The 15,159-nt window shown below is 71.2% G+C and carries 12 protein-coding genes; 8 read left to right on the forward strand and 4 right to left on the reverse strand.

Annotated features, from left to right (window positions below; translation table 11 throughout):
- Window positions 1-39 precede the first annotated feature (39 nt).
- From ACFYRY_RS15000 to ACFYRY_RS15010, 3 genes are all read left to right on the forward strand, one after another.
- Complete coding sequence (locus tag ACFYRY_RS15000; protein WP_389144420.1) at window positions 40-1,770, forward strand: protein kinase; 1,731 nt, start codon at window positions 40-42, stop codon at window positions 1,768-1,770.
- A gap of 137 nt (window positions 1,771-1,907) precedes the next feature.
- Window positions 1,908-3,521, forward strand: a complete 1,614-nt coding sequence (locus ACFYRY_RS15005) for a succinic semialdehyde dehydrogenase (protein ID WP_389144423.1) — start codon at window positions 1,908-1,910, stop codon at window positions 3,519-3,521.
- A 29-nt stretch (window positions 3,522-3,550) separates the two neighbouring features.
- Complete coding sequence (locus ACFYRY_RS15010) at window positions 3,551-5,329, forward strand: GMC oxidoreductase (protein WP_389144426.1); 1,779 nt, start codon at window positions 3,551-3,553, stop codon at window positions 5,327-5,329.
- Window positions 5,330-5,469: 140 nt separating this feature from the next.
- On the opposite strand, the gene ACFYRY_RS15015 is transcribed toward ACFYRY_RS15010, so the two are convergent.
- Entirely contained in the window at window positions 5,470-6,543 is a 1,074-nt protein-coding gene (locus tag ACFYRY_RS15015; protein WP_389144429.1) for an LAETG motif-containing sortase-dependent surface protein, read from the reverse strand.
- A 210-nt stretch (window positions 6,544-6,753) separates the two neighbouring features.
- On the opposite strand from ACFYRY_RS15015, the gene ACFYRY_RS15020 reads away from it, so the two are divergent.
- The gene (locus ACFYRY_RS15020) at window positions 6,754-7,893 is read left to right on the forward strand and encodes a hypothetical protein (RefSeq protein ID WP_389144431.1); all 1,140 of its coding nucleotides are present in this window, start codon (window positions 6,754-6,756) and stop codon (window positions 7,891-7,893) included.
- Window positions 7,894-8,519: 626 nt separating this feature from the next.
- Here the strand turns inward: ACFYRY_RS15020 and ACFYRY_RS15025 are convergent.
- On the reverse strand, window positions 8,520-8,807 hold the full coding sequence (locus tag ACFYRY_RS15025; RefSeq protein ID WP_389144434.1) for a chorismate mutase: 288 nt from the start codon (window positions 8,805-8,807) through the stop codon (window positions 8,520-8,522).
- Between the two features lie 286 nt (window positions 8,808-9,093).
- Here ACFYRY_RS15025 and guaA point away from each other — a divergent pair, with 286 nt between their 5' ends.
- A complete protein-coding gene (guaA, locus tag ACFYRY_RS15030) occupies window positions 9,094-10,665 on the forward strand; it encodes a glutamine-hydrolyzing GMP synthase (RefSeq protein ID WP_389144437.1) in 1,572 nt (523 codons plus the stop codon).
- Window positions 10,666-10,683: 18 nt separating this feature from the next.
- On the opposite strand, the gene ACFYRY_RS15035 is transcribed toward guaA, so the two are convergent.
- Window positions 10,684-11,163 carry a pyridoxamine 5'-phosphate oxidase family protein gene (locus ACFYRY_RS15035; RefSeq protein ID WP_389144439.1) on the reverse strand — a complete coding sequence of 160 codons (480 nt, stop codon included), beginning with the start codon at window positions 11,161-11,163 and terminating at the stop codon, window positions 10,684-10,686.
- 143 nt (window positions 11,164-11,306) lie between these two features.
- Here ACFYRY_RS15035 and ACFYRY_RS15040 point away from each other — a divergent pair, with 143 nt between their 5' ends.
- Window positions 11,307-12,116, forward strand: coding sequence for a class II aldolase/adducin family protein (locus ACFYRY_RS15040; protein ID WP_389144442.1), 810 nt, complete (start codon window positions 11,307-11,309; stop codon window positions 12,114-12,116).
- 29 nt (window positions 12,117-12,145) lie between these two features.
- On the opposite strand, the gene ACFYRY_RS15045 is transcribed toward ACFYRY_RS15040, so the two are convergent.
- Window positions 12,146-13,042, reverse strand: a complete 897-nt coding sequence (locus tag ACFYRY_RS15045; RefSeq protein ID WP_389144445.1) for a DUF4429 domain-containing protein — start codon at window positions 13,040-13,042, stop codon at window positions 12,146-12,148.
- 145 nt (window positions 13,043-13,187) lie between these two features.
- Here ACFYRY_RS15045 and ACFYRY_RS15050 point away from each other — a divergent pair, with 145 nt between their 5' ends.
- Complete coding sequence (locus tag ACFYRY_RS15050; RefSeq protein WP_389144448.1) at window positions 13,188-14,486, forward strand: hypothetical protein; 1,299 nt, start codon at window positions 13,188-13,190, stop codon at window positions 14,484-14,486.
- Between the two features lie 120 nt (window positions 14,487-14,606).
- A complete protein-coding gene (locus ACFYRY_RS15055) occupies window positions 14,607-15,137 on the forward strand; it encodes a DoxX family protein (protein WP_389144451.1) in 531 nt (176 codons plus the stop codon).
- The last annotated feature ends 22 nt before the right edge of the window (window positions 15,138-15,159 follow it).

Here is a 15,159-nt window from a genome sequence, read left to right on the forward strand (position 1 = left end):
GGTGGATTCCGGACCGCTTGGCGCGATATGGATGGACCCATGAGCAGCAACGGGGGAGCACCTCATGGGTCCGACGAGCCGACGAGTTTCGGTCTGCAACCACCGAACCCGCCGCCCGCACAAGGTGCGCCGACCCCACAGGGCGTGCCGGCAGCGGTACCGCACCCGGACAACCCGTACGCCCGGCCCGCCCAGCTCGTGCCACCCCAGCCGCACCCGATGCCCGACCCCCGCACGGCCCCGGACCCCCGGCTCGCCCCGGACTCCCACTCCGCGCCAACCCCCGGCGTCGGACGCCTCATCGCGGACCGCTACCGGCTGCTCGCCAAGCTCGGGCACGGTGGCATGGGCACCGTGTGGCGGGCCAAGGACGAGACGGTGGACCGCGAGGTCGCCGTCAAGGAGCCCCGCGTCCCGGACCATCTTCCCGAGCGCGAACGGGCCAACGCCTACGAGCGCATGCGCCGCGAGGCCCGGGCCGCGGCCCGGCTCGACCACCCCGCCGTGGTGAACGTCCATGACGTGGCCGTCGTGGACGGCCGTCCGTGGATCGTGATGGAGCTGGTGCAGGGCCGTTCGCTGGGCCAGGCGTTGCAGGAGGGCACCCTCGGGGCCCGCGAGGCGGCGAGAATCGGCCTCGAGGTGCTGGGCGCCCTGCAGGCCGCGCACGCGGCGGGCATCCTGCACCGGGACGTCAAGCCGGACAACGTGCTCCTCGGCCGTCACGACCGGGTCGTCCTCACCGACTTCGGTATCGCGCAGATCGAGGGCGAGACCAACCTGACCGACACCGGCGGCTTCGTCGGCTCGCCCGAGTACATCGCGCCGGAACGGGTGCTGGGCCAGCGGCCGGGCCCGGCCAGCGACCTCTGGTCCCTCGGCGTGGTCCTGTACGCGGCCACCGAGGGTGTCTCGCCGTTCCGCCGCAGCAACACCCCCGCCACCCTCCAGTCCGTCCTCAACGCCACCCCCGCGCCGCCCGCCTCCGCGCAGGGCCCGCTCGCCGACGCCATCAACGGCCTGCTCCAGAAGGACCCGGCGCGCCGCCCCGACGCCGCCCAGGTCCGGACCCTGCTGGAGAGGGCCCTGAACCCGCCGGCGCCGCCCCGGACCACCCAGTTCGTGGGGCACCCGGACGCCCCGCGCCGCGGCCCCCGGCTCGGCCGCAGGGCCTGGGCCGGCGTCGGTGCCGTGGTCGTCGCCGCGGCGGTCACGGCGTACCTGGTGATCGGGGACCCGTTCGCGGGCCCCCTGCCCGACGGCTGGACGACCAAGCACGAGAAGGACGTCGCCGCGGCCCTGGCGGTGCCCGCCGACTACCGGCGGTCCGTGCCCGACCGGGAGACCGACAAGGGGCACTGGGTCAGGTACACCGACTGGAGCGGCAGCATCTGGATCGGTCTGACCCTGGACCGGAAGGCCGAGGACACCAGCAACGCCATCGCGGGCTCCGCGGCCGCCGAGATGTACGACGACGACGCCGAGTTCAAGTCGACCGGCAGTTACGCCCTCGACATGCCCGAGAAGGCGAGGACCACCCCGGACGACGCGACCTACGAGGGTCACAAGGCCGCCCAGACCACGGTCGTCTACGACACCAACGACAGCGAGAACCCCCTCCCCCGTGAGGTGAGAATCCTCTACTACCGGACCAAGGGCGGTGACATGTACAAACTCACCGTCAGCTATCCGGGCAAGGGCGACTTCACCGAGCGCGGACGTGCGGTGGCGAAGACGGCGCTCGCGAACCTGGAGGTCGACCGGTTGTGAGCCCCCGGTGATCGTCGCCGTACAACGCCCTGATCAGCGCAATCTCTGCCAGTGATCACTGGCGTCGTGTGAGCGGTCGGTGAATCCCGATTACTGGCGGGTACCCAAAGCCTCCGCCGCGGAATACCCTGCGGCTCATGACGGACGCGCAGGCCCCGGCCCAGACCGGCACGAACCCCATCGCCCCCGCCCCGGCGGGCGCCCGTACCGCCGCCGACGTGGTCACGCCCGAGCTGATCGCCCAGCTCACCAAGGGTGTGGTCGGCTCCGGCAAGACCGCCAACCACACGCCGTTCACCGGCGAGAAGCTGGCGGACCTGCCCGAGTCCACCCCCGAGGACGTGGCGCGGGCCTTCGACGCGGCCCGCAGGGCACAGGCCGTGTGGGAGAGGACGCCCGTACGGCAGCGGGCCGCCGTCCTGCTCCGCTTCCACGACCTGGTCCTGGAGCGCCAGGCGGAGGTCCTCGACCTGATCCAGCTGGAGACCGGCAAGGCCCGTCTGCACGCCCACGAGGAGGTCCTGGCCGTCGCCGTCGCGGCCCGCCACTACGGCCGCAAGGCGCCCGGCTACCTCAGGCCGAAGCGGCACGCCGGTGCCGTCCCCGCCCTCACCAAGGTCACCGAGCTGCGCCACCCGCGCGGTGTCGTCGGCCAGATCGCCCCCTGGAACTACCCCCTCGAACTGTCCGTGGGCGACGCGATCCCCGCCTTCGTCGCGGGCAACGCCGTCGTGATGAAGCCCGACACGGAAACCTGCCTCACTGCGCTGTGGGCCCGTGACCTGCTGATAGAGGCGGGCCTTCCGGCCGACGTCTTCCAGGTCGTCCTCGGCGAGGGCCCGGTGGTCGGCCCCGAGCTGGTCAAGCACGCCGACTACGTCTCCTTCACCGGTTCCACCCGCACCGGCCGCGAGGTCGCGCAGGGCGCCGCCGCCCGGCTGATCGGTGTCTCCCTCGAACTCGGCGGCAAGAACGCGATGCTCGTCCTGGAGGACGCCGACATCGACAAGGCGGCCGCCGGCGCGGTCCGGGCCTGCTTCTCGTCCGCAGGCCAACTCTGCATCTCCATCGAGCGGTTGTACGTCCACGAGTCGATCGCCGACGCCTTCGTCGAGCGTTTCGCCGCCCGCACCAAGGCGATGCGGCTCGGTACCTCCCTCGCGTACGGCGCAGACATGGGGTCCCTGGTCGGCGAACGCCAGCTGGAGACCGTCACCCGGCACGTGGACGAAGCCGTCGCCAAGGGCGCGAAGCTCGTCGCCGGCGGGGTGGCCCGCCCCGACATCGGCCCGTACTTCTTCGAGCCGACCATCCTCGACGGGGTGACCGAGCCGATGTCGGTGTGCACGGAGGAGACCTTCGGCCCGGTCGTCTCGATCTACCGCTTCAGCACCGACGACGAGGCCGTCGAGCAGGCCAACTCCACGCCGTACGGCCTGAACTCCTCGGTCTGGACGAAGGACGGCCGCCGTGGCCGCGAGGTCGCCGCCCGCCTGCGCACCGGCACCGTGAACGTCAACGAGGGTTACGCCCCCGCCTACGGCAGCGTCCAGTCCCCGATGGGCGGCATGAAGGAATCCGGCCTCGGCCGCCGCCACGGCTCCGAGGGCATCCTCAAGTACACGGAGGCGCAGACGGTGGCCCAGCAGCGCCTGCTGCCGATGGCCCCCTCACTGGGCATGGACGACGAGAAGTACGCGCAGTTCATGAGCCGGAGCCTTCGCCTGATGAAGGCGTTCCGGTTCCGCTAGAGCACACCCGTTCTCAACGAGGAGAGCACGTGTCCCAGGACGCTTACGACTACGACGTCATCGTCGTCGGATCGGGCTTCGGCGGTTCGGTGACCGCCCTGCGCCTGACGGAGAAGGGCTACCACGTAGGCGTCTTGGAGGCCGGCCGCCGCTTCACCCGCGAGTCCCTCCCCAAGAACTCCTGGGACCTGAAGAACTACCTCTGGGCGCCGAAACTCGGCCTCTACGGCATCCAGCGCATCCATCTGCTGGGCAACGTCATGGTCCTGGCCGGCGCGGGTGTCGGCGGCGGCTCCCTCAACTACGCCAACACCCTCTACGTACCGCCGAAGCCCTTCTTCGACGACCCCCAGTGGCGGGACATCACCGACTGGCAGGAGGAGCTGGCGCCGTACTACGACCAGGCGCGGCGCATGCTCGGGGTCCGGCTGAACCCGACGATGACCCCGTCCGACGTGCACCTCAAGGCCGCCGCCGAGCGGATGGGCGTCGGCGACAGCTTCCACATGGCCCCGGTCGGCGTCTTCTTCGGGGACGGCGAGGACGCCGACGGCGCCACCAAGGCCGCTCCCGGCGAGCAGGTGCCCGACCCGTACTTCGGCGGCGCGGGCCCGGACCGCAAGGCCTGCAACGAGTGCGGCGAGTGCATGACCGGCTGCCGGCACGGTGCGAAGAACACCCTCAACGAGAACTACCTGTACCTCGCCGAGAAGGCGGGCGCGGTCGTGCACCCACTGACGACGGTCGTCTCGGTCACGGACGACTCGCAGGGCGGCTACGCGATCGCGACCCTCCCCACCGACGACCGCCGCAGGGCGGGGGGCCGGACGTTCAAGGCCCGTCGGGTGGTCCTCGCGGCCGGCACCTACGGCACCCAGACCCTGCTGCACCGGATGAAGGCCGGCGGTCAACTGCCGTACCTGTCTGAGAGGTTGGGTGAGCTGACCCGCACCAACTCGGAGGCCCTGGTCGGCGCGCAGACCGACGACCGCCGCTACCGCAAGGTGACCGGCGAGCCGAAGGTCGACTTCACCCGCGGAGTGGCCATCACCTCGTCCATCCACCCGGACGACAACACCCACATCGAGCCGGTGCGCTACGGCAGGGGCTCCAACTCGATGGGCAGCCTGTCCATCCTCCAGGTCCCGTACGCGGAGGGTTCGTCCCGCGCGCTGGCCTGGCTGCGGAACGCGGGCCGCCACCCGCTGCTTGTCCTGCGGTCCCTCTCCAACCGCCGCTGGTCGGAGAAGACCATCATCGGCCTGGTGATGCAGTCGCTGGACAACTCCCTGACGACGTACCTGAAACCGGACGGCGTCGGCAAGGGCCTGCTGACCGCCCGCCAGGGTCACGGCTCTCCGAACCCCAAGCAGATCAAGGCGGCCTCCCAGGGCGCGTCCGCGATCGCCGCCGAGATCAACGGCTTCGCCGGCTCCAACGTCGGCGAACTGATGGGCACCCCGCTCACCGCGCACTTCCTCGGCGGCTGCCCGATCGGCGCCTCCCGCGAGAGCGGTGTCATCGACCCCTACCACCGCCTCTACGGCCACCCCGGCATCTCGGTCGTGGACGGCGCCGCGGTCTCCGCCAACCTGGGCGTCAACCCGTCCCTGACCATCACGGCCCAGGCGGAGCGGGCGATGTCGTACTGGCCCAACAAGGGCGAGGCGGACCCGCGTCCCGCGCAGGGCCAGGCCTACGAACGCCTCAAGCCGGTCGAGCCGCTGGCGCCGTCCGTCCCGGCGGACGCGTTCGGCGCGCTGAAGCTGCCGTTCCTGGGGATCCCGGCGGTCCCGCCGAAGAAGTAGCGGCACGCGACAGGGAGACGACAACGAGAAGGACCTGCACCCCCCTCCGAGCGCAGGTCCTTCTCGTCTTCTTGCGGTAAGCCTTGCCGAGCCCGAGAGCGGGCCCCGCAGCCCGAGCCGTAAGGCCCGAGCCGTCAGACTTACGCCTCCACCCCGGCCTTCCGGCGACGCACCACGAACACCGCACCCGCACCGGCGACGACGGCGACGCCGCCCACCAGGCCGATCACCGGCAGCGCCGAGCTGGAACCGGTCTCGGCGAGAGAGCCGGTGGCGGAGACCTCGTTGACGTCGGTCAGGTCGGTCTTGCCGCCCTGCGGCTTGGCGTCGTTCGGGTTACCGGCGTCGGAGCCGGCGCCGAGGATGTCGAAGAAGTACAGCCAGCCGTTCGGGTCGTCGGCGATCCAGCAGCCCTGGTCATCCGCGTACTCGGCGAAGCCCCCGGTCAGACCGAGGGAGTCCGGCACCTTGCCGCTGACGCTCAGCCGCAGCTGGTACGAGACCGACCCGCCGGCGCCGAGCGAGAACGCGGGGAACGTGCCGCCCTCGCCGGCCGCGTTCGCGATGGTCTGCCAGGTGTGGGAGGACTTGTCGAAGACCTGGACGGTGATCTTGCCCGAGTAGTCCTTCTCGTCGTCCCAGCCGATCGCGGCGACGCCGATCAGCGGCTTGATGTCCTTGATCTCGTCGTCACCGTGGTTGGTCACCTTGAACGTGAACCCGGTCCAGCCACTGCCGGCGACGATCGTGTCGGGCAGCCCCGACAGGCCGCTGCGCAGGTCGGCGCTGAGCTCGGCGGTGCTGCCGCCCTCCTCGTCGGTGCAGAGCTCGGGGTCGGCGGGCGTGCTCACGCTGGCGCTCGGCGACGGGGAGGTCACCGGGGAGCTCTCGTCGCCGGCCGGAGTGCTCTCGTCGCCCGCCGGGGTGCTCTCGTCGTCGGCGGGGGTGCTGTCGTCCGCCGCCGGGGTGCTCTCGTCGTCGGCGGGAGTGCTGTCGTCCGCCGCGGGGGTGCTGTCCTCGGCGGCCGGAGTGCTGTCCTCGTCGGCGGGCGTGCTCTGGTCGTCGGCGGGGGTGGTGGTGTCCCCCGCCGCCGGGGTGCTCGTCGATGTGGTCGGCGTCTCGTCCGTCGCGAACGCGACCGGAGCGGAGAGCAGGGTGATCGGGGCTATGACGGCGGTCGCCGCCGCTGCCACCATGGCACGACGAAGCTTCATGAAGACCTCGGGAATCCATGTGCTGCGATCTCGCAGCACTTCTGGGAGAGGCCTCCGCGTGTGGGGCGCGGGAGTGGCCCTTGGTACGCCGTGTTTGATCAGTGAAGGGGGTGAATGGTTGCCTCCACTTTCACGGAATTCTTATGTGACCTGAGTCACACCCTGAATCGCCTTGTGAATGCGCTTTCTCACCGTCTAGAACTGTGGGTCGTGTCTGACAAGCCGTCCGAGGACCCGTCCTCGACACCGGAGTTCCCCGACGAAGTCTGGGAACAGTTCGCCCGCGACACCGAACGGGACATTCGCGGCTCGGCCCCCAAGGAGCCCTCCGCGCGCGCCCGTCTCGTGACCGAGCGGCTGCGGCAACAGGAGGCGCGGGGCGAAGTACCCGAGAGCTGGCGCGCCGGCCCGCCGCTCCAGGGGGTGAAGGGACGCACCGGCCGGCGCCGCAGGCTCTGGGGCCTGATCGGCGTACCCCTCGCCGTCGTTGTGGCCGTCGTCGCGATGAAACCGTCGTTGCTGCCCGGCGACCCCTTCGGTTCGGAGCCGGACTCCACCGCGGCTTCCCCGCTGCCCCTGGAAACCGCGGCTCCGACCGCGCCCCCCGGTTCCGCGGACCCCGAAACCCCCACACTGGACGAGCCGTTCGCCGGTTCCCCCGCACTGCGGTGGGCCGACGGCGCGTCCGGCATCGTCCTGCCGAAGGCGACCGCCGTCGGCGGGATACCCGAGGACCGGGTCGAAAAGGCACTCCAACTGACCAGGACGCTGCTGGTCGAAGCCAACCTCGACCCGAAGACGGTACGCGGCGAACGCCCGGAGGCCGCCCTCGCGGTACTCGACCCGAAGCAGCCGAAGCTGCTCGACGACCTGAACCGCTCCCTGCGCACGCCCGACGAGGACAATGACCCGCTGAGCATGTTCAGCCGCTTCGACCCCGCCGACGTACGACTCGTCGGCGACGTGATCAAGACCCGCGGCCGGATGACGTTCAAGAAGGGCGACCAAGGAGGAGTGGGCGTGCGGGCGGACTACACCTTCGTCTACCCGGTCGTCCGCGCCGACGGTTCGGTCGAGGTCACCCGCACCATCGTGCGTCGCGTCCTGGAGGTCGAACTCCTCGACCCCGCCCGCTACGTGACCACTCCCGACCGTCTGGTCGTGGTGCACCGCGACCGGGACGTCGGCAACACGGCCTGCGGGATCCACGACGGCTATCTGCACCCGGAGTTCCCGTCAGCGGGACCCTCGGGCAGTCCGGCGACCGGCCCGACCACGGACCCGTATGACCGCAGCCGCCCGCTGGGTGCCGACGGCTCGCAGCCGTGCGGAACGGTGTCACGGACCTGACGCGAGGCCCGTGCGAGACCCGTGCAAGGGCGGGGAGTTCGGGCATGCGAAGGGCCCCGCGGGACGGAGCCGCGGGGCCCTTCTTTCGTCAGCACCGACGTCAGGGCAGCGCCGGTGCCTGGCAGCGGCGCCGGGGGGTAGCGCCGCTCGTCCTGGTGCCCCGGTCGTCCGAGTGCGCCGGATCGGCGACCGGGCGCGTGCGGGACGCGTGTTTGGTCTCGACCTTTGGCAGTGGGGCACTGCACTCATGCGGTTGTGGGGGCGGGACTTGGGGGCTTTCTACGCATCGTGCTGGATGGCAGCGGCCTCCGCAACCGTTTGACCCGGTCTCGCTGCTTTTCCAGTACTTCTCTGGTGCTTCTCTGGTGCTTCTCTTGCCATTCCGCCGGTCGGCCCCGGGCGTCCCCGGAGCCGGCCGTTCTCTGGGTGACCGGGCTGCTGTCCCCTGCCGTCCGGTCACTTACCTGGAGCGAGGTCCCACGACGCACAGCACGATCCGTACGTCTCATCGCTCCAGTGAGCCACGCGTGGTTCTTTCGGGCCCGCCCCTGGCTGGCACGGACATCACATCAACGAAGCGCCGCTCGTCCCGGTCACGCGCCGTACGGGTGAGAGGCGGCCCGAACTCAGATCCGACCCCGGCACAGTTCGAGCAGGGTCATGGCGAGAGAGGTGCCCGGCCTGCCCAGTGCCTCGCTGTAGTGGTTGAGGATGTCCATCTCCCGGGAGAGGTTCACCCGCCGGCCGCCGGAGGTGATCCGGGCCTCCTGGACGACCGCGGACACGGCCATCCGTTCCTGGATCAGGCCGATGATCCGGTCGTCCAGGGCGTCGATGCGTTCGCGGGCGCCGGTGATCACGTCGGCGGCCTCGGTGGTGTGTGCGCCGGTCTTCTCTGCGGCGGTGGCGGTCATGTCGGGGCTCCTTCTCGGACGGGGCGGATGCGGCGCCCCGGAGCGGCACGACCCGGGAAACGACAGGCGCCCCGGGCCTTGTCGGCCCGGGGCGCCTGGGAAGTCGCTTGTCAGTTGCTCAAGCAGCACGACCATGGCATCCGGCGGGCCGGTTGCCATAGGTAAAGACGAAGGTCGGGTGCGTGAGCATGGGCGTCAGTATGCCACGGGCTCCGGGCGGCGGCCCCCGCCCACCCCGTTAGAATCGGTAACCACAGACCCCCGCCCGACCGCCGGAAGGCACCCCGTGTCATCAGCGACCCCCGCCCCCGACACCGTCCTGGTCGTCGACTTCGGCGCGCAGTACGCCCAGCTCATCGCCCGTCGTGTCCGCGAGGCCCGGGTCTACAGCGAGATCGTGCCGAGCACCATGCCGGTGGACCAGATGCTCGCCAAGAACCCGGCGGCGATCATCCTCTCCGGCGGCCCCTCCTCGGTGTACGCGGAGAGTGCCCCCCGCCTCGACCGCGCGCTCTTCGAGGCCGGCGTCCCCGTCTTCGGCATGTGCTACGGCTTCCAGCTGATGGCGCAGACCCTCGGCGGCACCGTCGACAACACCGGCGCCCGCGAGTACGGCCGGACGCCGCTGCACGTCTCGAAGTCCGGCTCGACCCTGTTCGAGGGCACCCCGGACGAGCAGCCGGTGTGGATGTCGCACGGCGACGCCTGCTCGGCCGCCCCCGAGGGCTTCACCGTCACCGCGTCCACGGACGTGGTCCCGGTCGCCGCCTTCGAGAACGACGAGAAGAAGCTGTACGGCGTCCAGTACCACCCGGAGGTCATGCACTCGACGCACGGCCAGCAGGTGCTGGAGCACTTCCTCTACCGGGGCGCGGGCCTGACCCCGACCTGGACCACGGGCAACGTGATCGAGGAGCAGGTCGCCGCGATCCGTGCGCAGGTCGGCGACCGGCGGGCGATCTGCGGACTGTCCGGCGGTGTGGACTCCGCGGTCGCCGCGGCCCTCGTCCAGAAGGCCATCGGCTCCCAGCTGACCTGCGTGTACGTCGACCACGGCCTGATGCGCAAGAACGAGACCGAGCAGGTCGAGAAGGACTTCGTGGCCGCGACCGGCGTGCAGCTGAAGGTCGTCGACGCTCAGGAGCGGTTCCTCACCGCGCTCAAGGGGGTCAGCGACCCCGAGCAGAAGCGGAAGATCATCGGCCGGGAGTTCATCCGGGTCTTCGAGCAGGCGCAGGCGGAGATCATCGCGGACCAGGGTCCCGAGGTCGCCTTCCTGGTCCAGGGCACGCTCTACCCGGACGTGGTCGAGTCCGGCGGCGGCACCGGCACCGCCAACATCAAGTCCCACCACAACGTGGGCGGCCTGCCCGAGGACCTCGAGTTCGAGCTGGTCGAGCCGCTGCGCCAGCTGTTCAAGGACGAGGTCCGGATGGTCGGCCAGGAGCTCGGCCTGCCGGACGAGATCGTCCAGCGGCAGCCGTTCCCCGGCCCCGGCCTGGGCATCCGTATCGTCGGCGAGGTCACCGAGGAACGCCTGGACCTGCTCCGGGAGGCCGACGCCATCGCCCGCGAGGAGCTGACCGCGGCGGGCCTGGACCGGGACATCTGGCAGTGCCCGGTGGTCCTGCTCGCGGACGTCCGCAGCGTCGGCGTCCAGGGCGACGGCCGCACCTACGGCCACCCGATCGTGCTGCGCCCGGTGTCCTCCGAGGACGCGATGACCGCCGACTGGTCGCGGCTGCCGTACGACGTGCTCGCGAAGATCTCGACCCGGATCACCAACGAGGTCAAGGACGTCAACCGCGTCGTCCTCGACGTGACCTCCAAGCCCCCGGGCACCATCGAGTGGGAGTAGTCCCACCGGACGGACGGTTCAGGTCCGCCGGAGAGTGCGCACCGGCGCTCCGGGCTTCCAGACCTCGGTGACCAGATACCGGTCGTCCTCGACGTAGGTCCGCACGACCTCCGTCAGCTCGGTGCGGAAGAGGTGGAACGGCTGCGGCGGTTCCACCTCTTTCACGTACGCGTCCTTCGTCCCCGGGTCGTCCACCTCGACCGCCCGTCCGCTGATCCGGACGTCGCCGCCGCCCATGCCGGTGCCGTCCCCGGGGTTCGCCTGGAGCGCGAAACGCGGGTCGCGGCGCAGGTCGAGTGCCTTGAGCGAGTCCGGCATCATGCCCAGCCACAGCTCACCCAGCAGAAAGCGCACCTCCAGGCCGCTGGTGCGTGGCGAGCCGTCCCGGCGCAGGGTCGCGAGGGTGTGGTGCGTGAAGGCGGCGAAGCGCGCCTCGACGGTCCCGGCGAGATCGGGTTCCGCGGAGGTGAATGCGGCCCAGTTCGTATGAGCGTTCATACCGGCCAGCCTTGCGTCGATACCCGACATCTTTTGTCGTGTATCGATTGGGCGCGTCATCTTTACAAATCAACGCTGTTCACTTGCACTGACCGAGGGTAACTTCCGCCCCGTAACCCCACCCAGTGCTGGAGGACGACCACATGCACGGGACGCCCGGACCCGGGCCCACACCGCCGACGCCGCTGCCGACCGATCGGCTGCGGTTCGCGATGCCGCCGATGCACGAGTCGCTGGACGACGAGCGCAGGCATCGCAAGGAACGGCTCGCCGGCGCGTTGCGGGTCTTCGGACGCCTCGGCTTCGAGGACGGGGTCTCAGGGCACATCACCGCCCGCGACCCGGAGTTCAGCGACTGCTTCTGGGTCAACCCGTTCGGAATGCCGTTCAAGCACGTCACCGTGAGTGACCTGGTGCTCGCCAACTCCGACGGGCAGGTGGTCCAGGGCGGCTACCACATCAACCAGGCGGCGTTCACCGTGCACGCCCAGGTGCACGCCGCCCGCCCCGACGTCGTCGCCGTCGCCCACTGCCACTCGGTGCACGGCCGGGCGCTGTCCGCGCTCGGCGACCTGCTGGACCCCATCACCCAGGAGAGCTGCGCCTTCTACGAGGACCACGCCCTGTACGACGCCTACACCGGCGTCGCCGTCGACGCCGACGAGGGCCGCCGTATCGCGGCCGCCCTCGGCTCCCGCAAGGCGCTCGTGCTGCGCAACCACGGCCTGCTGACGGTCGGCGACTCGGTGGACGCGGCGGCCTGGTGGTTCCTGTCCCTGGAACGGTCCTGCCAGGTCCAGCTCACGGCGAAGGCGGCCGGACGTCCCATCCTGATCGACCACAAGATGGCGGTCGCGACCCGGGAGCAGCTGGGCGGGGACCTGGTGGCGTGGATCAACTACCAGCCGACGTGGCAGGACATCAGCAGGAGCGAGCCCGACCTGCTGTCGTGACGGGGGTTCCCAGCCCTGGGCCGACGGCGTCAGAACCCGCGCAGCACCGCGGCCTTCGTCATCGCGAACTCCTCGTCCGTGAGCACCCCGTCCCGGTGCAGCTCGCCCAACTCCCGTAGCCGTCGCAGGAGTACGTCGTGATGGTCGGCCGGGGGCGGGTCGCCCGCCGCCGGCCGGGGCGGGGCGTCCCGCCGCTCGTCGTCCTCGGCGCGGCTGCGGGCGGAGGGGTGCGGCAGCCGGGCCGTGACGGCGGCGGCGACGATCGCCGTGAGCAGGTCACGGCGGGCGCTGCCCCACAGGTCCAGGGCGTACGGGTCCTTCTCGGGCGGCAGCTCGGACCTCGCGGCCTCGCGGGTCGCGAAACGCAGAAAACCTTCCTCGTAACCGGAGTTGGGCAGCCACTCGACCCGGCGGACGTCCCCGATGCCGATGACCCGTGGGCCGGTGGCCCGCTTGACCCGGTCGGAGGTGTCGGACCAGTCGATGCGCACCTGGGTGCCGTCGAAGGAGACCGTGCCGTCCGAGGAGCGCACCGAGACCGGGACCGGCGGCCCGGGCAGAAGGTAGGTCTTGGCCGGCTCGGGCGGGACCTGGTCCAGCAGGAGGCAGTGGCGGATCTCCTGCGCCACGTACTCGGCGACACCGGACCGGTCGACGTCCACCAGCAGCCGGTACGGGTCGGCCGGCTCGGGCAGCCGTCCGCCGGTCGCCTGGAGCAGCGGGTCGGCGCCCTCACGCAGCCGCATCCGCAGCCGCCCACGCTTGCGTTCGGGTTCGAAGACCACGCCCGCGACGGCCTCCAGCGGCACGGCGATCTCCCCGTACGTCTGCCGGAACAGCGGCACGGAGCGGTGCAGACCCGGCGTGATCCGGACCGTGCTGCCGTCGAAGGCCCAGGTCCCGTCGCGCTGGATGATCTCGGCCATGGGGAAATTCTCGCAGCCGGGTCAACACACCGGCCCGCCCTTCACCCCGCGCTGACCACAGCGGGCTGCCTCGGACGGTCCCGGGTAGGGCACAATTCGCTGTCGTCGTAGGGGAGTTGCGGGGCTGGGAAGGCGGGCGTCTGACGTGGCGGTGCAGGAGGCCAGACAGGGCGCGGCAGGGGGCGCGCGAGCAAGCGCCCACGGCGGGCACGGAGGCGGTTGTACCTGCGGGGACTGTCCGCACGGGGCACGCGCCGGACACCGGCGGGCGGTCGCCGCGTTCGTGCTGAAGCGGGACGGGTTCGCGGTGGGGGAGGGGCTGCCGGCCGGCGTCGCCCACTCCGCCTCGGCCTCCCGGCAGTGGGTCTCGGAGGAGCTGACCCAGTCCGCGGAACTCGTCGCCGAACGCGGCCGGGCCGAGGGCGAGGCCTGGCTGGCCCTGCTCTGGCGCCGGACCGCCGTCGTGGTGTGGACGCTGGTCGTCCTGCTGCTCCTGGTGCAGGCGCTGACCGCGATCGGCGCGGGCTGGACGAGTGCGCGCACGGCCGGACTCGTCTCCGCCGTCCTGGTGGCCGGGGCCCTGACGGCCGCCTCCTGGTTCCACCGCACCCGCGGCGGCGCGCTGGCCCCGGTGATCGGCGAGGACAACCGCCTGTCCACCTCCCGTGCGGTGGCGGTCGGCTGGGTGCTCCTCGTCGCCTACGCCGTCCTCGTACTGGTGGCCCGGCTGGCCGCCGCCTCCGACCACACGGAACGCGAGACGCTGGTCGCCGGTCTCGAACTCGCCCGTGGCGCGGGCGTGGTGACCGTGCTCGCCGTGGTGTGCGGCATCGCCGTGCTGGTGCGCCGTGTGGTCGGCCTGCGGGTCCTCGGACAACGGCTGCAGAAGGTACGCGCCGACCGGCCGAGGGCGGCCGACCTGCTGACGGACGACGCGCGCCGGGGCTCCTTCGCCGACATCCAGTACGTCGTCATCAGCACGGTGGGCCTGCTGTTCGCGGCGGTACGGCTCGCCCGGCGCCCCGATCAACTGCCGGACCTGCCCTGGGGGCTGGCGGTGCTGGTGCTGGTGTCGGCCGGGACCTACCTCGCCGGGAAGTACGCGGAGGGCGGCCGCCCGGTGATCCTGTCCGTGGTACGGGCCCGGGAGGCCGGCGACCTGGACGGGCCGATCCGCACCGGCGACGACGTCGAGATCCGCGGCGCCGGATTCGTCCCCCCGGGCGGCCAGCACGCCGACCGGTTGTCCCGCATGGTCGTCCGGATCGGCACGGTCAACGTCCGCGTCCCCCTCGTACCGGTCACCGGAGGCTTCAGCAACCCGACGGACGCGGTGCTCACGGTGCCGGTGCCGGCGGATGTGGAGCCGGGCCGGGTGGCCGTCCAGGTCGTCACCGCGGCGGGGGTGGAGACCAACCGGTACGAGATCCATGTGACCGAGTAGCCGTCGGGTCGGCCCATTTCGGAGAAACTGGGTCAGGACAGGATTGAGTGTGACTCCCCCTGTCGTACGTATCGTCTTCCAAGGAGTCACTTCACGGCAGGCGAGAGGCGGCTTGGAGCGATGACTCACGGCATGCGGACGGACACGCACTCCCCCTACCTCGACGGCGGCCGCGACTGGCGGGACACCGCCACCCGTTACGCCCTGCTTCCCCTCCGGGTCTTCCTCGGCGTCACCTTCGTCTACGCCGGGCTGGACAAACTCACCAACAGCGCCTTCCTGAAGGACTCCGGTTCCGGTTCCATCGGCGACCTGATGCGTACCGTCCGCGACTCCTCCGCCATCCCGGCCCTGGTCGACCTGGCCCTGAAGAACCCCGTCGGCTTCGGCTACGCCATCGCGTTCGGCGAGATCGCCGTCGGCCTCGGCGCCCTGTTCGGTCTGCTCACCCGGCTGGCCGCGCTCGGCGGCGCGCTGATCTCGCTCAGCCTGTGGCTGACCGTGAGCTGGGGCTCCGACCCGTACTACTACGGCAATGACCTCCCGTACCTCATGGCCTGGATCCCCCTGGTGCTGGCCGGTGCGTCCGTCCTGTCCCTGGACGCGGCCCTGCGCTCCCGGCGACGCCAGCGGTCGGGGGCCTTCCGGTAGCGGTAGCCGTTGCCGTTGGTTG

The sequence above is a fragment of the Streptomyces sp. NPDC005263 genome, from assembly GCF_042872365.1.
Taxonomy (GTDB): Bacteria; Actinomycetota; Actinomycetes; order Streptomycetales; family Streptomycetaceae; genus Streptomyces.

What these genes read in the sequence shown, in the direction of transcription:
- ACFYRY_RS15005 (WP_389144423.1), top strand. Translation starts at nt 1,908, where the DNA reads ATGACGGACGCGCAGGCCCCGGCCCAGACCGGCACGAACCCCATCGCC.
- ACFYRY_RS15055 (WP_389144451.1), top strand. Translation starts at nt 14,607, where the DNA reads ATGACTCACGGCATGCGGACGGACACGCACTCCCCCTACCTCGACGGC.
- ACFYRY_RS15015 (WP_389144429.1), bottom strand. Translation starts at nt 6,543, where the DNA reads ATGAAGCTTCGTCGTGCCATGGTGGCAGCGGCGGCGACCGCCGTCATA.
- ACFYRY_RS15025 (WP_389144434.1), bottom strand. Translation starts at nt 8,807, where the DNA reads ATGACCGCCACCGCCGCAGAGAAGACCGGCGCACACACCACCGAGGCC.
- ACFYRY_RS15035 (WP_389144439.1), bottom strand. Translation starts at nt 11,163, where the DNA reads ATGAACGCTCATACGAACTGGGCCGCATTCACCTCCGCGGAACCCGAT.
- ACFYRY_RS15040 (WP_389144442.1), top strand. Translation starts at nt 11,307, where the DNA reads ATGCACGGGACGCCCGGACCCGGGCCCACACCGCCGACGCCGCTGCCG.
- ACFYRY_RS15000 (WP_389144420.1), top strand. Translation starts at nt 40, where the DNA reads ATGAGCAGCAACGGGGGAGCACCTCATGGGTCCGACGAGCCGACGAGT.
- ACFYRY_RS15045 (WP_389144445.1), bottom strand. Translation starts at nt 13,042, where the DNA reads ATGGCCGAGATCATCCAGCGCGACGGGACCTGGGCCTTCGACGGCAGC.